The organism is Pseudomonas sp. MDT2-39-1 (assembly GCF_054898085.1).
On sequence record NZ_CM142716.1, the window covers coordinates 2,928,851 to 2,943,580 of the forward strand.

15 protein-coding genes are annotated in these 14,730 nt (G+C 60.0%); 5 read left to right on the plus strand and 10 right to left on the minus strand.

Annotated elements, in window-relative coordinates; translation table 11 throughout:
* Positions 1-19: 19 nt before the first annotated feature.
* On the plus strand, positions 20-685 hold the full coding sequence (locus ACYZTM_RS14050; RefSeq protein ID WP_131060748.1) for an FKBP-type peptidyl-prolyl cis-trans isomerase: 666 nt from the start codon (positions 20-22) through the stop codon (positions 683-685).
* An 80-nt stretch (positions 686-765) separates the two neighbouring features.
* On the opposite strand, the gene rsd is transcribed toward ACYZTM_RS14050, so the two are convergent.
* From rsd to ACYZTM_RS14085, 7 genes are all read right to left on the minus strand, one after another.
* Entirely contained in the window at positions 766-1,224 is a 459-nt protein-coding gene (rsd, locus tag ACYZTM_RS14055; RefSeq protein WP_131060769.1) for a sigma D regulator, read from the minus strand.
* Between the two features lie 177 nt (positions 1,225-1,401).
* Complete coding sequence (locus tag ACYZTM_RS14060; protein ID WP_461988981.1) at positions 1,402-1,953, minus strand: disulfide bond formation protein B; 552 nt, start codon at positions 1,951-1,953, stop codon at positions 1,402-1,404.
* 338 nt (positions 1,954-2,291) lie between these two features.
* Positions 2,292-3,530: a heme biosynthesis HemY N-terminal domain-containing protein gene (locus ACYZTM_RS14065; protein WP_461988982.1), complete on the minus strand. Its 1,239-nt coding sequence runs from the start codon at positions 3,528-3,530 to the stop codon at positions 2,292-2,294.
* Positions 3,527-4,669: a uroporphyrinogen-III C-methyltransferase gene (locus ACYZTM_RS14070; RefSeq protein WP_461988983.1), complete on the minus strand. Its 1,143-nt coding sequence runs from the start codon at positions 4,667-4,669 to the stop codon at positions 3,527-3,529. Before ACYZTM_RS14070 ends, ACYZTM_RS14065 begins: the two co-directional genes overlap by 4 nt.
* A gap of 16 nt (positions 4,670-4,685) precedes the next feature.
* Positions 4,686-5,453, minus strand: coding sequence for a uroporphyrinogen-III synthase (locus ACYZTM_RS14075; protein ID WP_131060744.1), 768 nt, complete (start codon positions 5,451-5,453; stop codon positions 4,686-4,688).
* The gene (gene hemC / locus ACYZTM_RS14080; protein ID WP_461988984.1) at positions 5,450-6,391 is read right to left on the minus strand and encodes a hydroxymethylbilane synthase; all 942 of its coding nucleotides are present in this window, start codon (positions 6,389-6,391) and stop codon (positions 5,450-5,452) included. Before hemC ends, ACYZTM_RS14075 begins: the two co-directional genes overlap by 4 nt.
* Before the next feature lie 139 nt (positions 6,392-6,530).
* Positions 6,531-7,277: a LytR/AlgR family response regulator transcription factor gene (locus tag ACYZTM_RS14085; RefSeq protein WP_131060742.1), complete on the minus strand. Its 747-nt coding sequence runs from the start codon at positions 7,275-7,277 to the stop codon at positions 6,531-6,533.
* Between the two features lie 458 nt (positions 7,278-7,735).
* Between ACYZTM_RS14085 and argH the strand changes: the two genes are divergently transcribed.
* Entirely contained in the window at positions 7,736-9,130 is a 1,395-nt protein-coding gene (argH, locus tag ACYZTM_RS14090; RefSeq protein WP_461988985.1) for an argininosuccinate lyase, read from the plus strand.
* Positions 9,131-9,250: 120 nt separating this feature from the next.
* On the opposite strand, the gene ACYZTM_RS14095 is transcribed toward argH, so the two are convergent.
* Complete coding sequence (locus ACYZTM_RS14095; RefSeq protein WP_461988986.1) at positions 9,251-9,910, minus strand: glutathione S-transferase family protein; 660 nt, start codon at positions 9,908-9,910, stop codon at positions 9,251-9,253.
* Between the two features lie 125 nt (positions 9,911-10,035).
* Here ACYZTM_RS14095 and ACYZTM_RS14100 point away from each other — a divergent pair, with 125 nt between their 5' ends.
* The 3 genes from ACYZTM_RS14100 to ACYZTM_RS14110 all read left to right on the plus strand — a co-directional run bounded on the left by ACYZTM_RS14100 (position 10,036) and on the right by ACYZTM_RS14110 (position 13,839).
* Positions 10,036-10,320, plus strand: coding sequence for a hypothetical protein (locus ACYZTM_RS14100; RefSeq protein WP_010465083.1), 285 nt, complete (start codon positions 10,036-10,038; stop codon positions 10,318-10,320).
* 235 nt (positions 10,321-10,555) lie between these two features.
* Positions 10,556-10,801, plus strand: coding sequence for a TIGR02647 family protein (locus ACYZTM_RS14105; protein ID WP_094470036.1), 246 nt, complete (start codon positions 10,556-10,558; stop codon positions 10,799-10,801).
* A 194-nt stretch (positions 10,802-10,995) separates the two neighbouring features.
* The gene (locus ACYZTM_RS14110; protein ID WP_131060740.1) at positions 10,996-13,839 is read left to right on the plus strand and encodes a class I adenylate cyclase; all 2,844 of its coding nucleotides are present in this window, start codon (positions 10,996-10,998) and stop codon (positions 13,837-13,839) included.
* A gap of 5 nt (positions 13,840-13,844) precedes the next feature.
* Here ACYZTM_RS14110 and rnk read toward each other — a convergent pair whose 3' ends face one another.
* Complete coding sequence (gene rnk, locus ACYZTM_RS14115) at positions 13,845-14,255, minus strand: nucleoside diphosphate kinase regulator (RefSeq protein WP_046045088.1); 411 nt, start codon at positions 14,253-14,255, stop codon at positions 13,845-13,847.
* 255 nt (positions 14,256-14,510) lie between these two features.
* Entirely contained in the window at positions 14,511-14,729 is a 219-nt protein-coding gene (locus tag ACYZTM_RS14120) for a DUF1289 domain-containing protein (protein WP_461988987.1), read from the minus strand.
* Between the last annotated feature and the right edge of the window lies 1 nt (position 14,730).

Sequence of the window (14,730 nt, forward strand, 5' to 3'; positions counted from 1 at the left end):
CTCAGATCGGAGTGTGCCCATGTCGCGCTACTTTTTTTTATCGTTGTGTGTGTGTTTTTCCGTGGCTCAGGCCGCCGAAAAAACCACCCCAAATGAGGCTCACGATCTTGCTTACAGCCTGGGTGCGAGCCTGGGTGAGCGCTTGCGCCAAGAGGTGCCGGATCTGCAACTTCAGGCATTGCTTGAAGGTCTGCAACAAGCCTATCAAGGCAAGCCACTGGCATTGAAAGACGAGCAGATCCAACAGATTCTGGCCGAGCACGAGGCCCAGATCGCCGAGCAACCCGCCCTCCCGCAAAGTGAAGTCGCGCTGGAAAAAGAGCAACGCTTTCTCACCGAAGAAAAAGCCAAACCGGGTGTTCGTGAGTTGGCGGATGGAATTTTGCTGACCGAGTTGGCACCGGGTACGGGCGCCAAGGCTGGCCCCAACGGCAAGGTCGAAGTTTTATATATCGGGCGCCTTCCCGACGGCACAGTGTTCGATCAGAACAGCAAGCCGCAGTGGTTCAGTCTCGATAGCGTGATCAGCGGCTGGCGCAGCGCATTGCAAAATATGCCGGTCGGTGCGAAATGGCGCCTGGTGATTCCATCGTCTCAAGCCTATGGCGCGGACGGTGCCGGCGACCTGATCGCCCCGTTCACGCCGCTGGTGTTCGAAATTGAATTGCGCGGTGCCACAAGCTAAAAACCGGAAACGAAAAACGGCGCGCATAGCGCACCGTTTTTTAGTTTCTCGCTGGAGGCGAGAGTCTTGCTGGGAGAGGTTCAGGCCTGAACCGAGTCCTCTTCCTTGTGAGCCGTGTGCAGCACTTCGATCAGGCAATCTTCCAGTTCGAAGCGTTCGTGCAGCAGCCCGCCCAGCTCTTTGAATTTCTCCGCGACGCACTTGCCTGCATCACACAGGTCATTGAACGCCAGCAGCTTCTCGGTGATGACGTCGATGCGCGGGTAAATCGTCTCGGCCAACTCCAGCCCGCGAGTGTCGCCAAACGCCTTGGCTTCGCCGGTCAGCTGTTCGTAGATCTCGAAGTGCCCGGCCGACACGTAATCGACCAGCACGCCGCAGAATTCCTGCAACGGCTTGCGGTTCTCGCCCAGAGACTCGGGCTTGGCACCGAGAGCATCGTAGGCCCGAACCAGTTCGTGACGCTCCTGCAACCAGCGATCGATCAGCAGATGCACTCCACCCCAACGTTCCTGAGCATTCTGACAACTTTCGAGCATGGTGATCTCTCTTCCCTTGTGGGTCATGCTGCCCTACACCTGTCGCAGACTTGAAAATCAAGAATCGGCCAGGCAGAGCGTCATCGAGCAACATAATTCCAATGACACGTGCGGGCCAGATTATGCCCGCGCGACAATGGCTTCAAGGTACGCAGGAGATAAAGTTCATACAAGTGTTTAATCACCCGCCAATCCCCGGTGCGACGACATGCCGCTGAGCGGTCGCTCGCAGGCAAGCCAGACCACGCGCAGCAGCTGATAAACACCCAGAATCGACATCGCCACGAAGAGCAGCAGACTCCACTCCGGGATACTCAGGTCGAACAGCGTCCAGGAAATTTCTGCGCAATCTTCCTCCCCTTTGAACATCCGCGTCACCTGACACAGCCAAGGCAAGTTCTCATACAGCGCTTCTGGATGGGCTGAGCAAGTCGATAGCTGATGCGCTGGATCGCTTTGCAACAACACCTGCCGCGACGCCGTGACCATCCCCGCGAGGCTGCATGACAGACCGAGCAGCCAATAAAGAAAAGTCCCGAAGCGGCCGGGACCATGCACCGAAGCAGCCAGACAGGAACCGGTAAGCAATGCCAGGCAGACTCGCTGCAGCAGGCATAACCCGCAAGGCTTGAGGCCGATTGCATATTCCAGGTAATAGGAAACGCCCAGGGCCAGGGCACCTGCAATAAAAGCCATGAAAAACAATGAGCGTGAGCAGGCCAAAAACATGGCTTATCCGTAACAGAAGAGACAGGCGGTTACGGTAGAGGAAAGCGCGCCAGCCTTTCAAGGCAGACCAGCACGGACACTTCACCAGAAGTGTAGGGAATTCCCGACAGCGTCGATAGGACTTGATGTAGTCCTCTGTAGGACGATGCCGATCAAGGACTACAAAGCTAAACATTCACCCGACAAACAACGGCTCCCGCCCCTGTAGAAGCTGGCGTCCGGCTGCGAAGCAGTCGTCATAAACTTAAACACGATCTGCCTGATGAAACCATAGCGCTCGTTTTACGGCTGCCTCGCAGCCGGACGCAGGCTGCGCCAGCTGCTATAGGGGGACAGTTTCAGGCGTAAACGGGAGCTGGCAGTGGTGCCGCCAGAAGGCGTTCGTCCAGCAGACCCAGACCTTCCTGGAACAACTGATTACTGCGCTCTGTGTCGCCGAGCTGCGCGAGCAACCGCGCCAGTTCCGCACAGGCTTCCGGATGGCGCTGCACCCGCAAGCTGCTTTCCAGATAGTCCCGCGCCTTGCCCCACAAACTGCTTTGCAGGCACAAGCGGCCCAGTGTCAGTAGAAGACTTGGGTCGGCCGGATGATCCTTAAGCCAACCCTCGGCGGTTTGCAGTTGACGAGCCGGATCGCTACCGCGAACCAGTCCGTAGAGACGAGCCAGATGACTGTCGTACTTGCGCTTGAGGGCCGTGCGCAGCACCTCTTCCGCTTCGACCTGTGCGCCCAGCTGCCGCAGTTGCTCGGCGTAGGCCAGCACCAGTTGAGGTTCCTGGCGCTGAGCCGAGGTGAGTTGCTGCCAGGCGCGATTGAGCGACTGCAGACCGAACGTGCCATCCGCTTCCTGATGCGCCGCCAGGGAAAGGTTTTCACCCCACGCACGGCGCTCCAGATCGGCCAGCTCGGCGGGAGGCAGGACTTTATCCTTGCGCAGCTCCGGCAGCAGGCGAATCACTGCCGACCAGTCACCGCGCTGCTGATGCAGGCGCTGCAACTGGCGCAGGGTCTGGCCGTTATGAGGATGACGCTCGTGCATGGCCTGCAGCGTCACCAGAGCGCCTTCAGTGTCGCCACGGTCGTTCTGCAATTGGGCGTGATTCAAGGCAATCGCCAGCTCGGCCTGGGGCTGACGCTCAAGGGCGCGCTCCAGCAAGTTGTCGCATTCCTCGTAGCGACCTTGTTCATTGGCGGCGCGCGCAGCACCGAGGTAGTAGAGCAGCGGCTGGCGCTCGGCTTCGGCGGCGCGATGCAGATGGCGCTGCGCACTGGCCCAGCGACCTTCCGCCAGATCCAGCTGACCGTGCTCGATCGCCACTTGCACCCGGCGGCTGCGATTGCGCCGCGACCACGGGTTGACCACGCCACTGGACGTCGTCACCAGCTCGACCAACGCCTTGATGCCCCAGAACACCAGCCAGAGCACCGCGACCAACGCCAGGGTGGCCCATAAACTCGCTTCATAGCGGAAGGTTTTGTAGGCGATCAACACGTAACCGGAATGCTCGGCAATCGCCAGGCCCAGTGCGGCGGCCGCGGCGATGACCAGGAACACGATCACATAGAGGCGTTTCATGGCGTGGCCTCCTGCGCAGTGTTCGCAGCCGGTTTTGCCATCGGTTTGATCGAGTCTTCGGCGTTGACGTTACGCCGCTCCAGATACCCCTGAACCGCACTCAGTGTGCCGGTCAGGTCCGGGGTGACCACGGTGACCGGCTGCTTGCTCAACTCGCCCACCTGCTCAAGCATGACTTTGCTCTGAGGGTTATCCTGGTTGAAGTTACCCGTCAGCACATCCCGCGCTTCCGCCAGCGCCTGGGTGTAAACCGCAGCCTGACCATTGAGCGCGGCCCACTGCGCCTGGCCCAGCGCCAGGCTCAGCGCCAGACGCACCTGACTCAGGCTCTGCCCAGCCAGCAATGGACGTACATTCTTGTCCGCGTTGAAATCGATGCGGATGTAACGCGAAATCTGATCCCACCATTGCGCCCAACGACTGGCACCGTCACCGTCGGCCGTCAGGCCCAGCAACGATTCGCCACGGTCCTTGTACTCCGGCGCCAGTTCGGTGAGGTCGATGACCTGATCGCGCAACGCGCCCAGACGCAGGAACAACCCGGTGCGATCCGGCTGTGCAGTGCTACGCAGTGCCACCAGGGTTTTGGCCACTTGCTCGCGAGCGGCGTAGGACCCCGGATCGTTCTGTTCACGCAGAATTTCATCGGCGCCCTGCACCAAGGCCTGAGCACTGCTGATGTCCTGCAACGCAGAAAGACGCAGGCTGGCCAGACGCAACAAGTGCTCGGCTTCGGCCAGACGCCAGTCCTTGCGGCTCGCACCGAGAACGGTTTCCAGACGCTGATTCAAGCGTTGCTGATCGCCTTGCAACTGCGTCACCAGACGGCTGCGAGCGTCCAGCTCTTCGGCCGCCGGCATTTGCTCAAGGCGCGCGCTCAGACGCTGTTCGTTGAGCTTCAGACTTTGCGCCTGATCGTTCAACGCCTGGACCTGGCTCAACTGCTGCTGATGGGTGGCTTGCAGGTGACGCACCTGCCAGACACCCCAACCACCGACGGCAACTCCGGCGGCGCCCAGCAGCAGCGCGACGATTGCCAGCCCATTGCCTCGACGCTGCACTTCAGCAGCGGGTGGAGTTTCAACCGGCGCTTCAAGCACCGGCAGCACGTCATCTTTAGGCAAGGCTGTTTCGCTCACGTATCCATCCTTTGCATTAGAGAACGGGTTCGGGATGCTCCCGCAACGCCGTCAGCAAAGCCGCGGCACTGGCGCCACGACAATCCACAACTGTTTGGGCCCCGGCGGCACGTGCCAGGTCGGCGACCCTGGGGCTTGGAACAAACAACGGCAACTGCGCAAGAGCAGGCCAGGCATCGCCCGCCAATTGGCGCAGGTGCTCAAAACCCTGTCCACTGCTGACCACCAGCCCGTTCAAGCGTTCCGCTACGATCCGGTCAGGCAGCACCGTCGACGGGTATTGAGGCAGACCGCGACGGTATAACTCCAGATACTCGACACTAGCACCAAGCTCGCGCAAACGCTCAGCCAGCAACTCGCGCCCGCCCTCCCCGCGCAGGATCAGCACCCGCGGATCTGGCCGGGCAACAGCCTCGCGCAACGAGGGAAGCTCAAGCAAGGCTTCGCTGTCATCGCCCTCGGCGGGGAAACTCACGTCCAGCCCGTTATCCGCGAGAATCTGCGCAGTCGCCGCGCCCACGCTGAACCAACGCGGGGACGGAGGCTGGGGCCAATACTGATTGAGCAGGTCAACGCCGATTCTGGCGGCCGGTTTACTGACCACGATCACCGCACAGTAACGATCCAACCCCTGAATCACCTCACGCATTGTGTCAGAGGCAGGGATCGGCTCGATCTCCAGAAGCGGCAAGCTGCTGCTGAAAATCCCCACTTGCGACAAAACGCTGGTCAGCGCCGTCGACTCATCCGCAGGGCGCGTCAGCAGCAGGCGCCAACCGGTCACTCGTGACCTGCCTCGCCATAGACTGCCTTCAAAATGTCGTCAGCGCCTTGGCTCAGCAGGTCTTCAGCCACTTGCACGCCCAAGGCTTCTGCATCGCCACGTGGCGCACGGGCCTCGGCGCTGAGCAGCAGGCCGCCGCTCGGAGCGCCCACCAGGCCTCGCAACCAGATCTGCTCGCCTTCAAGCACGGCGTAGCAGGCGATCGGCACTTGGCAGCCGCCATTCAGATGTTTATTTAGGGAGCGTTCCGCGGTGACGCGGGTGGCGGTGTCCTGGTGATGCAATGGCGTCAGCAACGCGTGAATTTCACTGTCAGCGCTGCGGCATTCGATGCCGACCGCGCCTTGGCCACCGGCCGGCAGGCTTTCGTCGACACTGATCGCCGAGGTGATGCGATCTTCAAAGCCCAGGCGAATCAGGCCGGCCGCCGCGAGGATGATGGCGTCGTATTCGCCAGCATCGAGCTTGGCCAGGCGCGTATTGACATTGCCGCGCAGGAAGCGGATTTCAAGGTCCGGGCGGCGGGTCAGCAACTGAGCCTGACGGCGCAGGCTGGAAGTGCCGACGATGCTGCCTTGCGGCAACTGATCCAGGCTGGCGTAGGTATTGGAAACAAACGCATCACGCGGGTCTTCGCGCTCGCAGATGCAGAACAGACCAAGGCCTTCGGGGAAGTCCATCGGCACGTCTTTCATGGAGTGCACGGCGATGTCGGCTTCGTTTTCCAGCAGCGCAGTTTCCAGTTCCTTGACGAACAGACCCTTGCCGCCGATTTTCGACAGCGGCGAGTCGAGCAGCTTATCGCCACGACTGACCATCGGCACCAGCGTCACGAGCAGACCCGGATGGGCCTCTTCCAGACGGGTCTTGACGTATTCGGCCTGCCACAGGGCGAGAGCACTTTTGCGGGTGGCGATGCGGATTTCGCGAGAGGACATGGATCAATCCGTACTGAATAGATACGGCGGATAATAACAGCTCAGCCAAATCCACTTTGACTTGTATCAGAAACTGCGCGGCCTCCCTGGCCTCGGACATCCAGCAAACGGGGGTGAAGTTCGCCTGTGAACAGCGAAATTAAAGCTGTTGCATCATTTTGCGCACGCCGGCCACGTGGCGACGGCTGACGATCAGGGCGTCGCCATTGAGGCCTTTGAGGAAAAGCTGAAAATGCCCCAGCGGCGTGCGTTGCAGGCGTTCGATGCGTTCCCGGGCGACCAGAGCGTTGCGGTGGATGCGCACGAAACGATCGCCAAACTCATCTTCCAGCGCCTTGAGCGGCTCATCCAGCAGCACTTCGCCGCCTTCGTGGCGCAAGGTCACGTATTTATGGTCGGCGATAAAGTAAACCACCTGACCCAACGGGATCAGCTCGATTCCTTTACGGGTTCGTGCGCTGATATGGCTGCGCGGGCCGCTGCCGGTTTCGGCGGCGGGACGGGTCAAAGCCGCAAGCTGGACACGATTGGGCCGCTCGGCTTTTTTCAACGATTCATGCAATTGTTCTGTACGCACAGGTTTCACCAGATAGCCTACGGCGCTGGCCTGTAAGGCCTCTACGGCAAATTCATCGGGCCCTGTGCAAAACACCACGGCAGGCGGGGTTTCGCGTTCGCACAACCGGGCAGCCACTTGCAGGCCATCAAGGCCTGGCATGCCGATATCGAGCAACACGATATCCGGCTTGTGGCTGTCGATCAGTGCCAACGCTTCTTCGCCGTTCGTGGCGCTGGGCTCCAGGACACTGTATCCCTCGAGTTCGCCAACCATTCGGCTCAGGCGCTCGCGGGCTAGGGGTTCGTCATCAACGATCAGGACATTCATATTGCGCTGGATTCCTGCGTGAGTCTCGCACAAGGATAGCGTAGACAGGTGAAGTGACGTCCGTCACCGCGATCCACGCTAAGACTAGCGCGAGGGCCAAAAAGTGCCGCGAGACCGGCGGCTAAATTTTCATCTGTCGAGTGATTGGAGGCTCTGGCCCGCGTGAGCGAGGTATCGCCGTAGGGTTTGCCGATACACAATATGAACACCCCCTCTTATAGTCAGCCGCAGCGCCGGGAAGTGCGCTGATCCTATTGTCCAACTGTAGACGGTTGCCGGGATGATATTGCTCAATTGAAAAATATCGTTGCGCAATTTCCCACAAGGCGTGTCCTGAGTATGGACCGCGCCCCGGGGAAAAAACCTGTCGACCAGCGTCAGCGACAGGATTGGCAACCCTGTTATTATCCGCGACAGCTTCCACCGTCATTTTTTCTCCAGCCGATACGAGCGAATTCATGAGCACTGACAAGACCAATCAGTCCTGGGGCGGCCGCTTCAGTGAACCCGTCGACGCCTTCGTCGCCCGCTTCACCGCCTCCGTCACTTTCGACCAGCGCCTGTATCGCCACGACATCATGGGCTCGATCGCCCACGCCACGATGCTGGCCAAGGTCGGCGTGCTGACCGATGCCGAGCGCGACAACATCACTGATGGCCTGAAGACCATCCAGGGTGAAATCGAGGCCGGTCAGTTCGACTGGCGCATCGACCTCGAAGACGTGCACATGAACATCGAGGCGCGCCTGACCGACCGCATCGGCGTGACCGGTAAAAAGCTGCACACCGGTCGCAGCCGCAACGACCAGGTCGCTACCGACATCCGCCTGTGGCTGCGTGACGAGATCGACCTGATCCTTGCAGAAATAACCCGCCTGCAAAAAGGCTTGCTGGAGCAGGCCGAGCGCGAAGCCGGCAGCATCATGCCGGGTTTCACCCACCTGCAAACCGCACAGCCGGTGACCTTCGGGCACCACATGCTGGCTTGGTTCGAAATGCTCAGCCGCGACTACGAGCGCTTGGTGGACTGCCGCAAGCGCACTAACCGCATGCCCCTGGGCAGCGCCGCGCTGGCTGGCACCACTTACCCGATCGACCGCGAATACACCGCTCAACTGCTGGGCTTCGATGCGGTCGGCGGAAACTCGCTGGACAACGTTTCCGATCGCGACTTCGCCATTGAATTCTGCTCGGCCGCGAGCATCGCGATGATGCACTTGTCGCGCTTCTCCGAAGAGCTGGTGCTGTGGACCAGCGCGCAGTTCCAGTTCATCGATCTGCCGGACCGTTTCTGCACCGGCAGCTCGATCATGCCGCAAAAGAAAAACCCGGACGTGCCAGAGCTGGTGCGTGGCAAGACCGGCCGCGTCTTCGGCGCGCTGATGGGCCTGCTGACCTTGATGAAAGGCCAGCCATTGGCCTACAACAAGGATAACCAGGAAGACAAGGAACCGCTGTTCGACGCCGCCGACACCTTGCGCGACTCGCTGCGGGCCTTCGCCGACATGATCCCGGCGATCAAGCCCAAGCACGCGATGATGCGCGAAGCGGCGCTGCGTGGTTTCTCCACCGCGACCGACCTGGCTGACTACCTGGTACGCCGTGGCCTGCCGTTCCGTGACTGCCACGAAATCGTCGGCCATGCCGTGAAGTACGGCGTGGAAAGCGGTAAAGACCTGGCGGAAATGAGCCTGGAGGAGCTGCGCAAGTTCAGCGACCAGATCGATCAGGACGTGTTTGCCGTACTGACCCTGGAAGGCTCGGTGAACGCCCGTGACCATATCGGCGGCACTGCGCCGGCGCAGGTCAAGAAGGCTGTGGCTCGCGGTCAGGCACTGCTCGCCAGCCGCTAAAAGCTTCGCGGGCAAGCCTCGCTCCTACAGGTTTTGTATCGTTCGCGAAATTGCAGGACGACACAAATCCCGTAGGAGCGAGGCTTGCCCGCGAAGACTGACTTCAGAACGCTACAAAACCTACTTCTTGGACGCGATCATCGCCATAAACGCTGGCATCGCCGCCTCCTTGTCCGCCGCAATCCGCTGCACGTTCGGGCTCTGCTCCAGACGTTCCAGCAGCGCCTTGGCCGCCGGTATCTCAGCCAACAAATCGATATCGAACAGCTTCTTCCCTACCGCACAGGCCAACGGCACGCTGTACAAGAAATACAGATCTGCAATGCTCAGATTGTCGCCCGCCACATAAGGGGCGAACTTGCCATGCCTGCCCAACGCGGCAAAGCCCGCCAACAGCTCGGCCTTGGTCTTGTCTTTGATCGCCTCCGGCACCTGCATGCCGAAAAACGCCGCGGGGTAACAGGCGCGACCCGGCAACTCGATATACAGCTCGATTTCCTTGGCCAGCGCCAACACCTGCGCCCGCTCAAACGGGTCGCTCGGCAACAGTGGAGTGCCTTTCTGGCTTTGTTCGATGTACTCGAGGATCACCGCAGTTTCGTTGATGAAACCTTGCTCGGTGCGCAAGACCGGCACCTTTCCGCGCGGGCTGATGGCCAACGCTTCCGAACTCGTGCCCGCGTAAAACGGTACTTCTTCGAACGGCACGCCCTTCTCCAGCAGCGCCAGCTTGACCATGTTGTAGTAGTTACTGACTGAGAATCCATAAAGCTTGAGCATCACATAGCCTCCAGGCCGTGCGGGGTTGGCAGTGCCTGTTTATAGAACGCCGAGGCGATTTCTGCCAGCAGCATCACAGCGCTGAATGCAGGTAAACTGGCCGCCTTAAACTTGAGGAGCCTGCCATGAGCGAGCCAACCGACATCGATAGCGACGAAGAAGAATTCACCGAAACCACCCTGATCGAAGCCATCGAAAACCAGATCGAAAGCGACAACCCGCCAGCGGCCAAGGCCACTTTCAACAAGCTGACCCTGGTAGGTTACGAGCGTGAAGAAATCCTCAACCTGATGGCCCACGTGTTGGCGGTGGAAATCGACGCGATCCTAGAAGAAGACCGCGCGTTCAATACCGAATGGTACGAAACAGCGTTGCGTGCGCTGCCAGAGCTGCCGCCGGAAAAGAAGTAACCCCGATTCCGTAGGAGCGAGGCTTGCCCGCGAAGGGTGCACTGAGGTTTTTCCAGACAAACCGTGTCATCGTTCTTCGCGGGCAAGCCTCGCTCCTACGCACCCCGCTGCCGCACCACCCACCGGGGAATGCTTCCCGAGGCGAAAAAACCCTGATGCAGGCACTGGACATGCCGCACGAGTGGGCTCACCTTAGGGGCGCTGTCGTCCAATTCCTAGAAAGTCTGGAGTCCTTATGTCGCTTACCCCTGAGTTGGTTGCCGAACTGGAAATCCTCGCCCTCTTCAACCTGGACAGTTCCCAGGAAGGTTTGAAAATTCATCAGACCGCTGCACCGAAAGCCATTGCTGCCGCTCAACGCCTGTACGAAAAAGAGCTGATCGACCAGCCTGATGGTGGTTATCTGACCAGTCTGGGTCGTGACGCCGCGCAAAATGTACAAACCGTTCTGACGATTCTGAGCGTCCAGGAAACAGCCTGAGTTTTACCGCATCGCCCACGGAAACCCCTGCTACGGGATTTCCGCGGGCACACTTTGTAACCTGCGGTCGTCGCACCATAGAAATCTGACGTCAAAAATACAAAATCAGCGCAAAAGTCCCAGGCCCGAGGCGCTAAACTGCCCCTCATCCGCAGACACCCACGTCCGAGCCTCGCGAGCCGGTTTGAGCTGACATGACCCGCACCCATGAAATCCGCCCCGATCTGGACGAGGGAATCGACCGTAAGGTTCTCAGCCAGCTGCGCGCACGTTTTCTGAAGCTCAACGAAGGCCGCATGGCCCGTGCCATGGAAGGGCTGTCGACCCGCCAGCAAACGGTGCTGACGCTACTGCCGCTGTTTTTCCACGTTAATCACCCGCTGTTGCCAGGCTATGTATCGGGCAGCACGCCCGCCGGGCTGTCGAATTTCGAGCCTGACGCCAACGCCCTTGCTGAAGCCCAGCGCCTGACCCGATCGTTCTCCTATAAGCCTCGCCATGGCAGTAACCCGCCGCGACCGATTCACGGGCTGTTCCTGATGGGCAGCCTGGGCACCCTGGCCCAGGCCGATCAGAGCGACATGGACGTGTGGGTCTGTCATAGACCGGACTTGAGCGAGACCGAACTCGCCGAGCTGCGTAAAAAGTGCCAATTGCTCGAGGTCTGGGCCGCCAGCCAGGGCGCCGAGGCGCATTTCTTTCTGATCGACCCGGCCCGCTTCGTGCTCGGCGAGCGCGATACGCAATTGAGCTCGGAAGACTGCGGCACGACCCAGCATTACCTGCTGCTGGATGAGTTCTACCGCACCGCGATCTGGCTGGCCGGTCGCACGCCGATCTGGTGGCTGGTGCCGGTCTACGAAGAAGCCGCCTACGACCGTTACACCCACACGCTGCTGTCCAAGCGTTTCATCCGCGCCGACGAGGCGCTGGACCTGGGGCATCTGGCCTATATCCCTCCAGGCGAATTCATCGGCGCCGGGCTCTGGCAGTTGTTCAAGGGCATCGAGTCGCCCTACAAGTCAGTGCTCAAACTTCTGCTGACCGAGGTTTACGCCAGCGAACACCCGAAGGTTCACTGCCTGAGCCTGCGTTTCAAGCAGGCGGTATTCGCCAATCAACTGGACCTGGACGAACTCGACCCCTACATGGTCGTTTACCGACGCATTGAGGAATACCTGACTGCGCGTGCTGAGCCGGAGCGCCTGGAACTGGTGCGCCGCGCGTTGTACCTGAAGGTCAACCGCAAGCTCACCGGCAGCAGTCGCACCCAAAGCTGGCAACGTTCACTGCTTGAGCGGCTGGCTCACGAATGGAATTGGGATCAGCGGCAACTGGCGCTGCTCGATAGCCGCAGCCAATGGAAAGTCCGTCAGGTCAGCACCGAACGCCGAGCCTTGGTCAACGAGCTCAACTACAGCTACCGCTTCCTGACCCAGTTCGCCCGCAACGAGCAAACCGTCAGCCTGATCAACAAACGCGACCTCAACGTGCTGGGTCGGCGGCTGTATGCAGCCTTTGAGCGCAAAGCGGACAAAGTCGAGTTCATCAACCCCGGCATCGCTCCGGACCTGGCCGAAGACACCCTGACCCTGGTGCAAGCGCCTAACAAAAAAGAACCCGGGCAAACCCAGTGGGGTTTGTATAACGGCAGCCTGACCGCTCACGAGTGGGAGCATTTCGCGCCGATCAAACGCAGCCGCCAACTGCTGGAACTGCTGACCTGGTGCCACCGCAACGGCGTGATCGACAGCAGCACCCGTCTCGCCTTGCACCCCGGCACCAGCGACTTGAGCGAATTTGAACTGTTCAACCTGCTCGGCAGCCTGCAACAAAGCATCGCCCTGCCGTTGGCAACGGTCGCCGAAGAGCCGTTGTTGCGTGCCAGTGTGCCGAGTGAAGTGCTCATTCTGGTGAACGTTGGCGTCGATCCGCTCAAGCACCATCGCGACCTGAATATCCTGATGACCACCGAACGCACCGACTCCCTGAGCTATGCCGGTGTCCGTGAAAACCTGGTGCTGACCCTGGACCAGGTCACGCTCAACAGCTGGAACGAAGTGTTGGTCAACCGCTACGACGGCCCTCACGCCCTGCTCGACTGCCTGCGTGATTACCTCAACAACCTGCCTGACGGACCACAACAACCGAGATTGAGGGTTCGTTGCTTCTGCCACAACCGCGCGCAATTCATCGCCCGGCGGGTCGAAGAGGTCCTCGATACCGCGCAGAACCTGCTGCTGAGCAAGCTCAATCATCGTTACCTGGTTCAGGTCCAGCAGCATTATCACGTTCTGGAACTGGTGCCCGGCCACGTCAATCACGTCGCCCTCGCCACGCTGCCAGCGCTGTTCGATTACCTGGGTGAAGAGCTGGCGAGTTACAGCCCGCTGCACCTGGACCCGATGGCACTGGAAGATCACGACCTGGCGCTGCTCCTGCCCATGGGCCAGCCCGAGTGCATTCAGGTGTTCTACCGCATCAACGAACAGCAGGCTGATCTGTACGTATTGGATGAGTTCAATGCCCTGTGGCAACAGCGTTTGCCCTATCACGACGAGCAAAGCCTGCTGGTGCCGCTGCAACGGTTCCTGCAATCGATCCAGTACCGACGCGACGCCTTGCTGCCGATGAACGCCGCCCAGCCACTCAATCTGGACACGTTGTATTACCAGCTATTGCCGTCCGGCCCCGGCCGGGCGCGTCGCGTCGAAGCCCGGCCGGCGCCGCAAACCCCGATCGATAAACCGTTCTACGACGTACAGGCGATCATCGGCAAAGCCGCGCCGGGACAGGTGCAGGTCACGTTGTATTGCAATCAACGGGAGTTTTCAGAGCTGGAATATGGCGACCAATTGTTCAGCGTGGTCGCCCAGGAGATCGTCGAGCAGCGCCGGGAAACCGAGCGCTATCGCTGCTACATCACCGACCTGGATTTGTCGGGCCTGCTCGGTGATGGTCAGAGTTCAAGCAATCTGTACTTGCGCTACAAGGCCGACCTGGAGCGCGCGTTGAATGAGGCGCTCGAGCAGGTCTAAGCGATTTATTCTGGAAAGTGGCCGCCCTCGGCCGGCTGCGATTCAACTTCCAGCAGGGTCAGTTTCAACGTCTTGCCACCCGGTGCCGGCCAGTCGATGTGCTGGCCAACCTTGAGGCCGAGCAGCGCGCTGCCAACTGGCGCCAGAATCGAAATCTTACCTTCGTCGGCGTTGGCATCCTTCGGGTAAACCAACGTCAGGTGATAGTCCTTGCCACTGCCTTCTTCGCGGCAATGCACACGGGAATTCATGGTGACGACATCGGCGGGCACTTCATCGTGACCGACCAGGGTATCGGCACGATCCAGTTCGGTTTGCAGCGCGATAACGCCCGGCAGCGTGTCATCCAGGCTGTCGATCAGACGCTCCAGACGTTGCACGTCCAGACGGGTAAGGGTGATGGAAGGTGCGGTCATGATAGAGGCAGACTCCTTTCTTCTGCACAGAAAAAGCAAAACCCCGCCAGAAAAAGGCGGGGTTTTCACGAGCCTCGATGGGTTGAGGCGTTTCTGGACACTATCACAGCTCAATAAATATACAAGTCAGGGCGACCAAGCCCCGATATGGACATTGCAAGCTGAGTCAGAGGAGACCTTGTGGGAGTTCGGCTGCCCTCTGATCCATCTTCAAAATAAAAGACATTAAGACAGTTGCTCCCACAAGGTTTTGGGTCAGGTGCAGGAATTGCGCCGGACTGCCTGGGCGCAGATAACCCGCCGGCGATCATCATCCGCCGAGCGCCATTCACGGATGTCTTCGACATGGCGAAAACACCCCAGGCAGACCTTCTGCTCGTCCAGCCGGCACACACCGCTGCACGGCGAAGGCACCGCCGGGCTGACATTGCTGTAGAGCGGCTTGGGCGGACGAACGGGTGCCGGCTGCGTCACG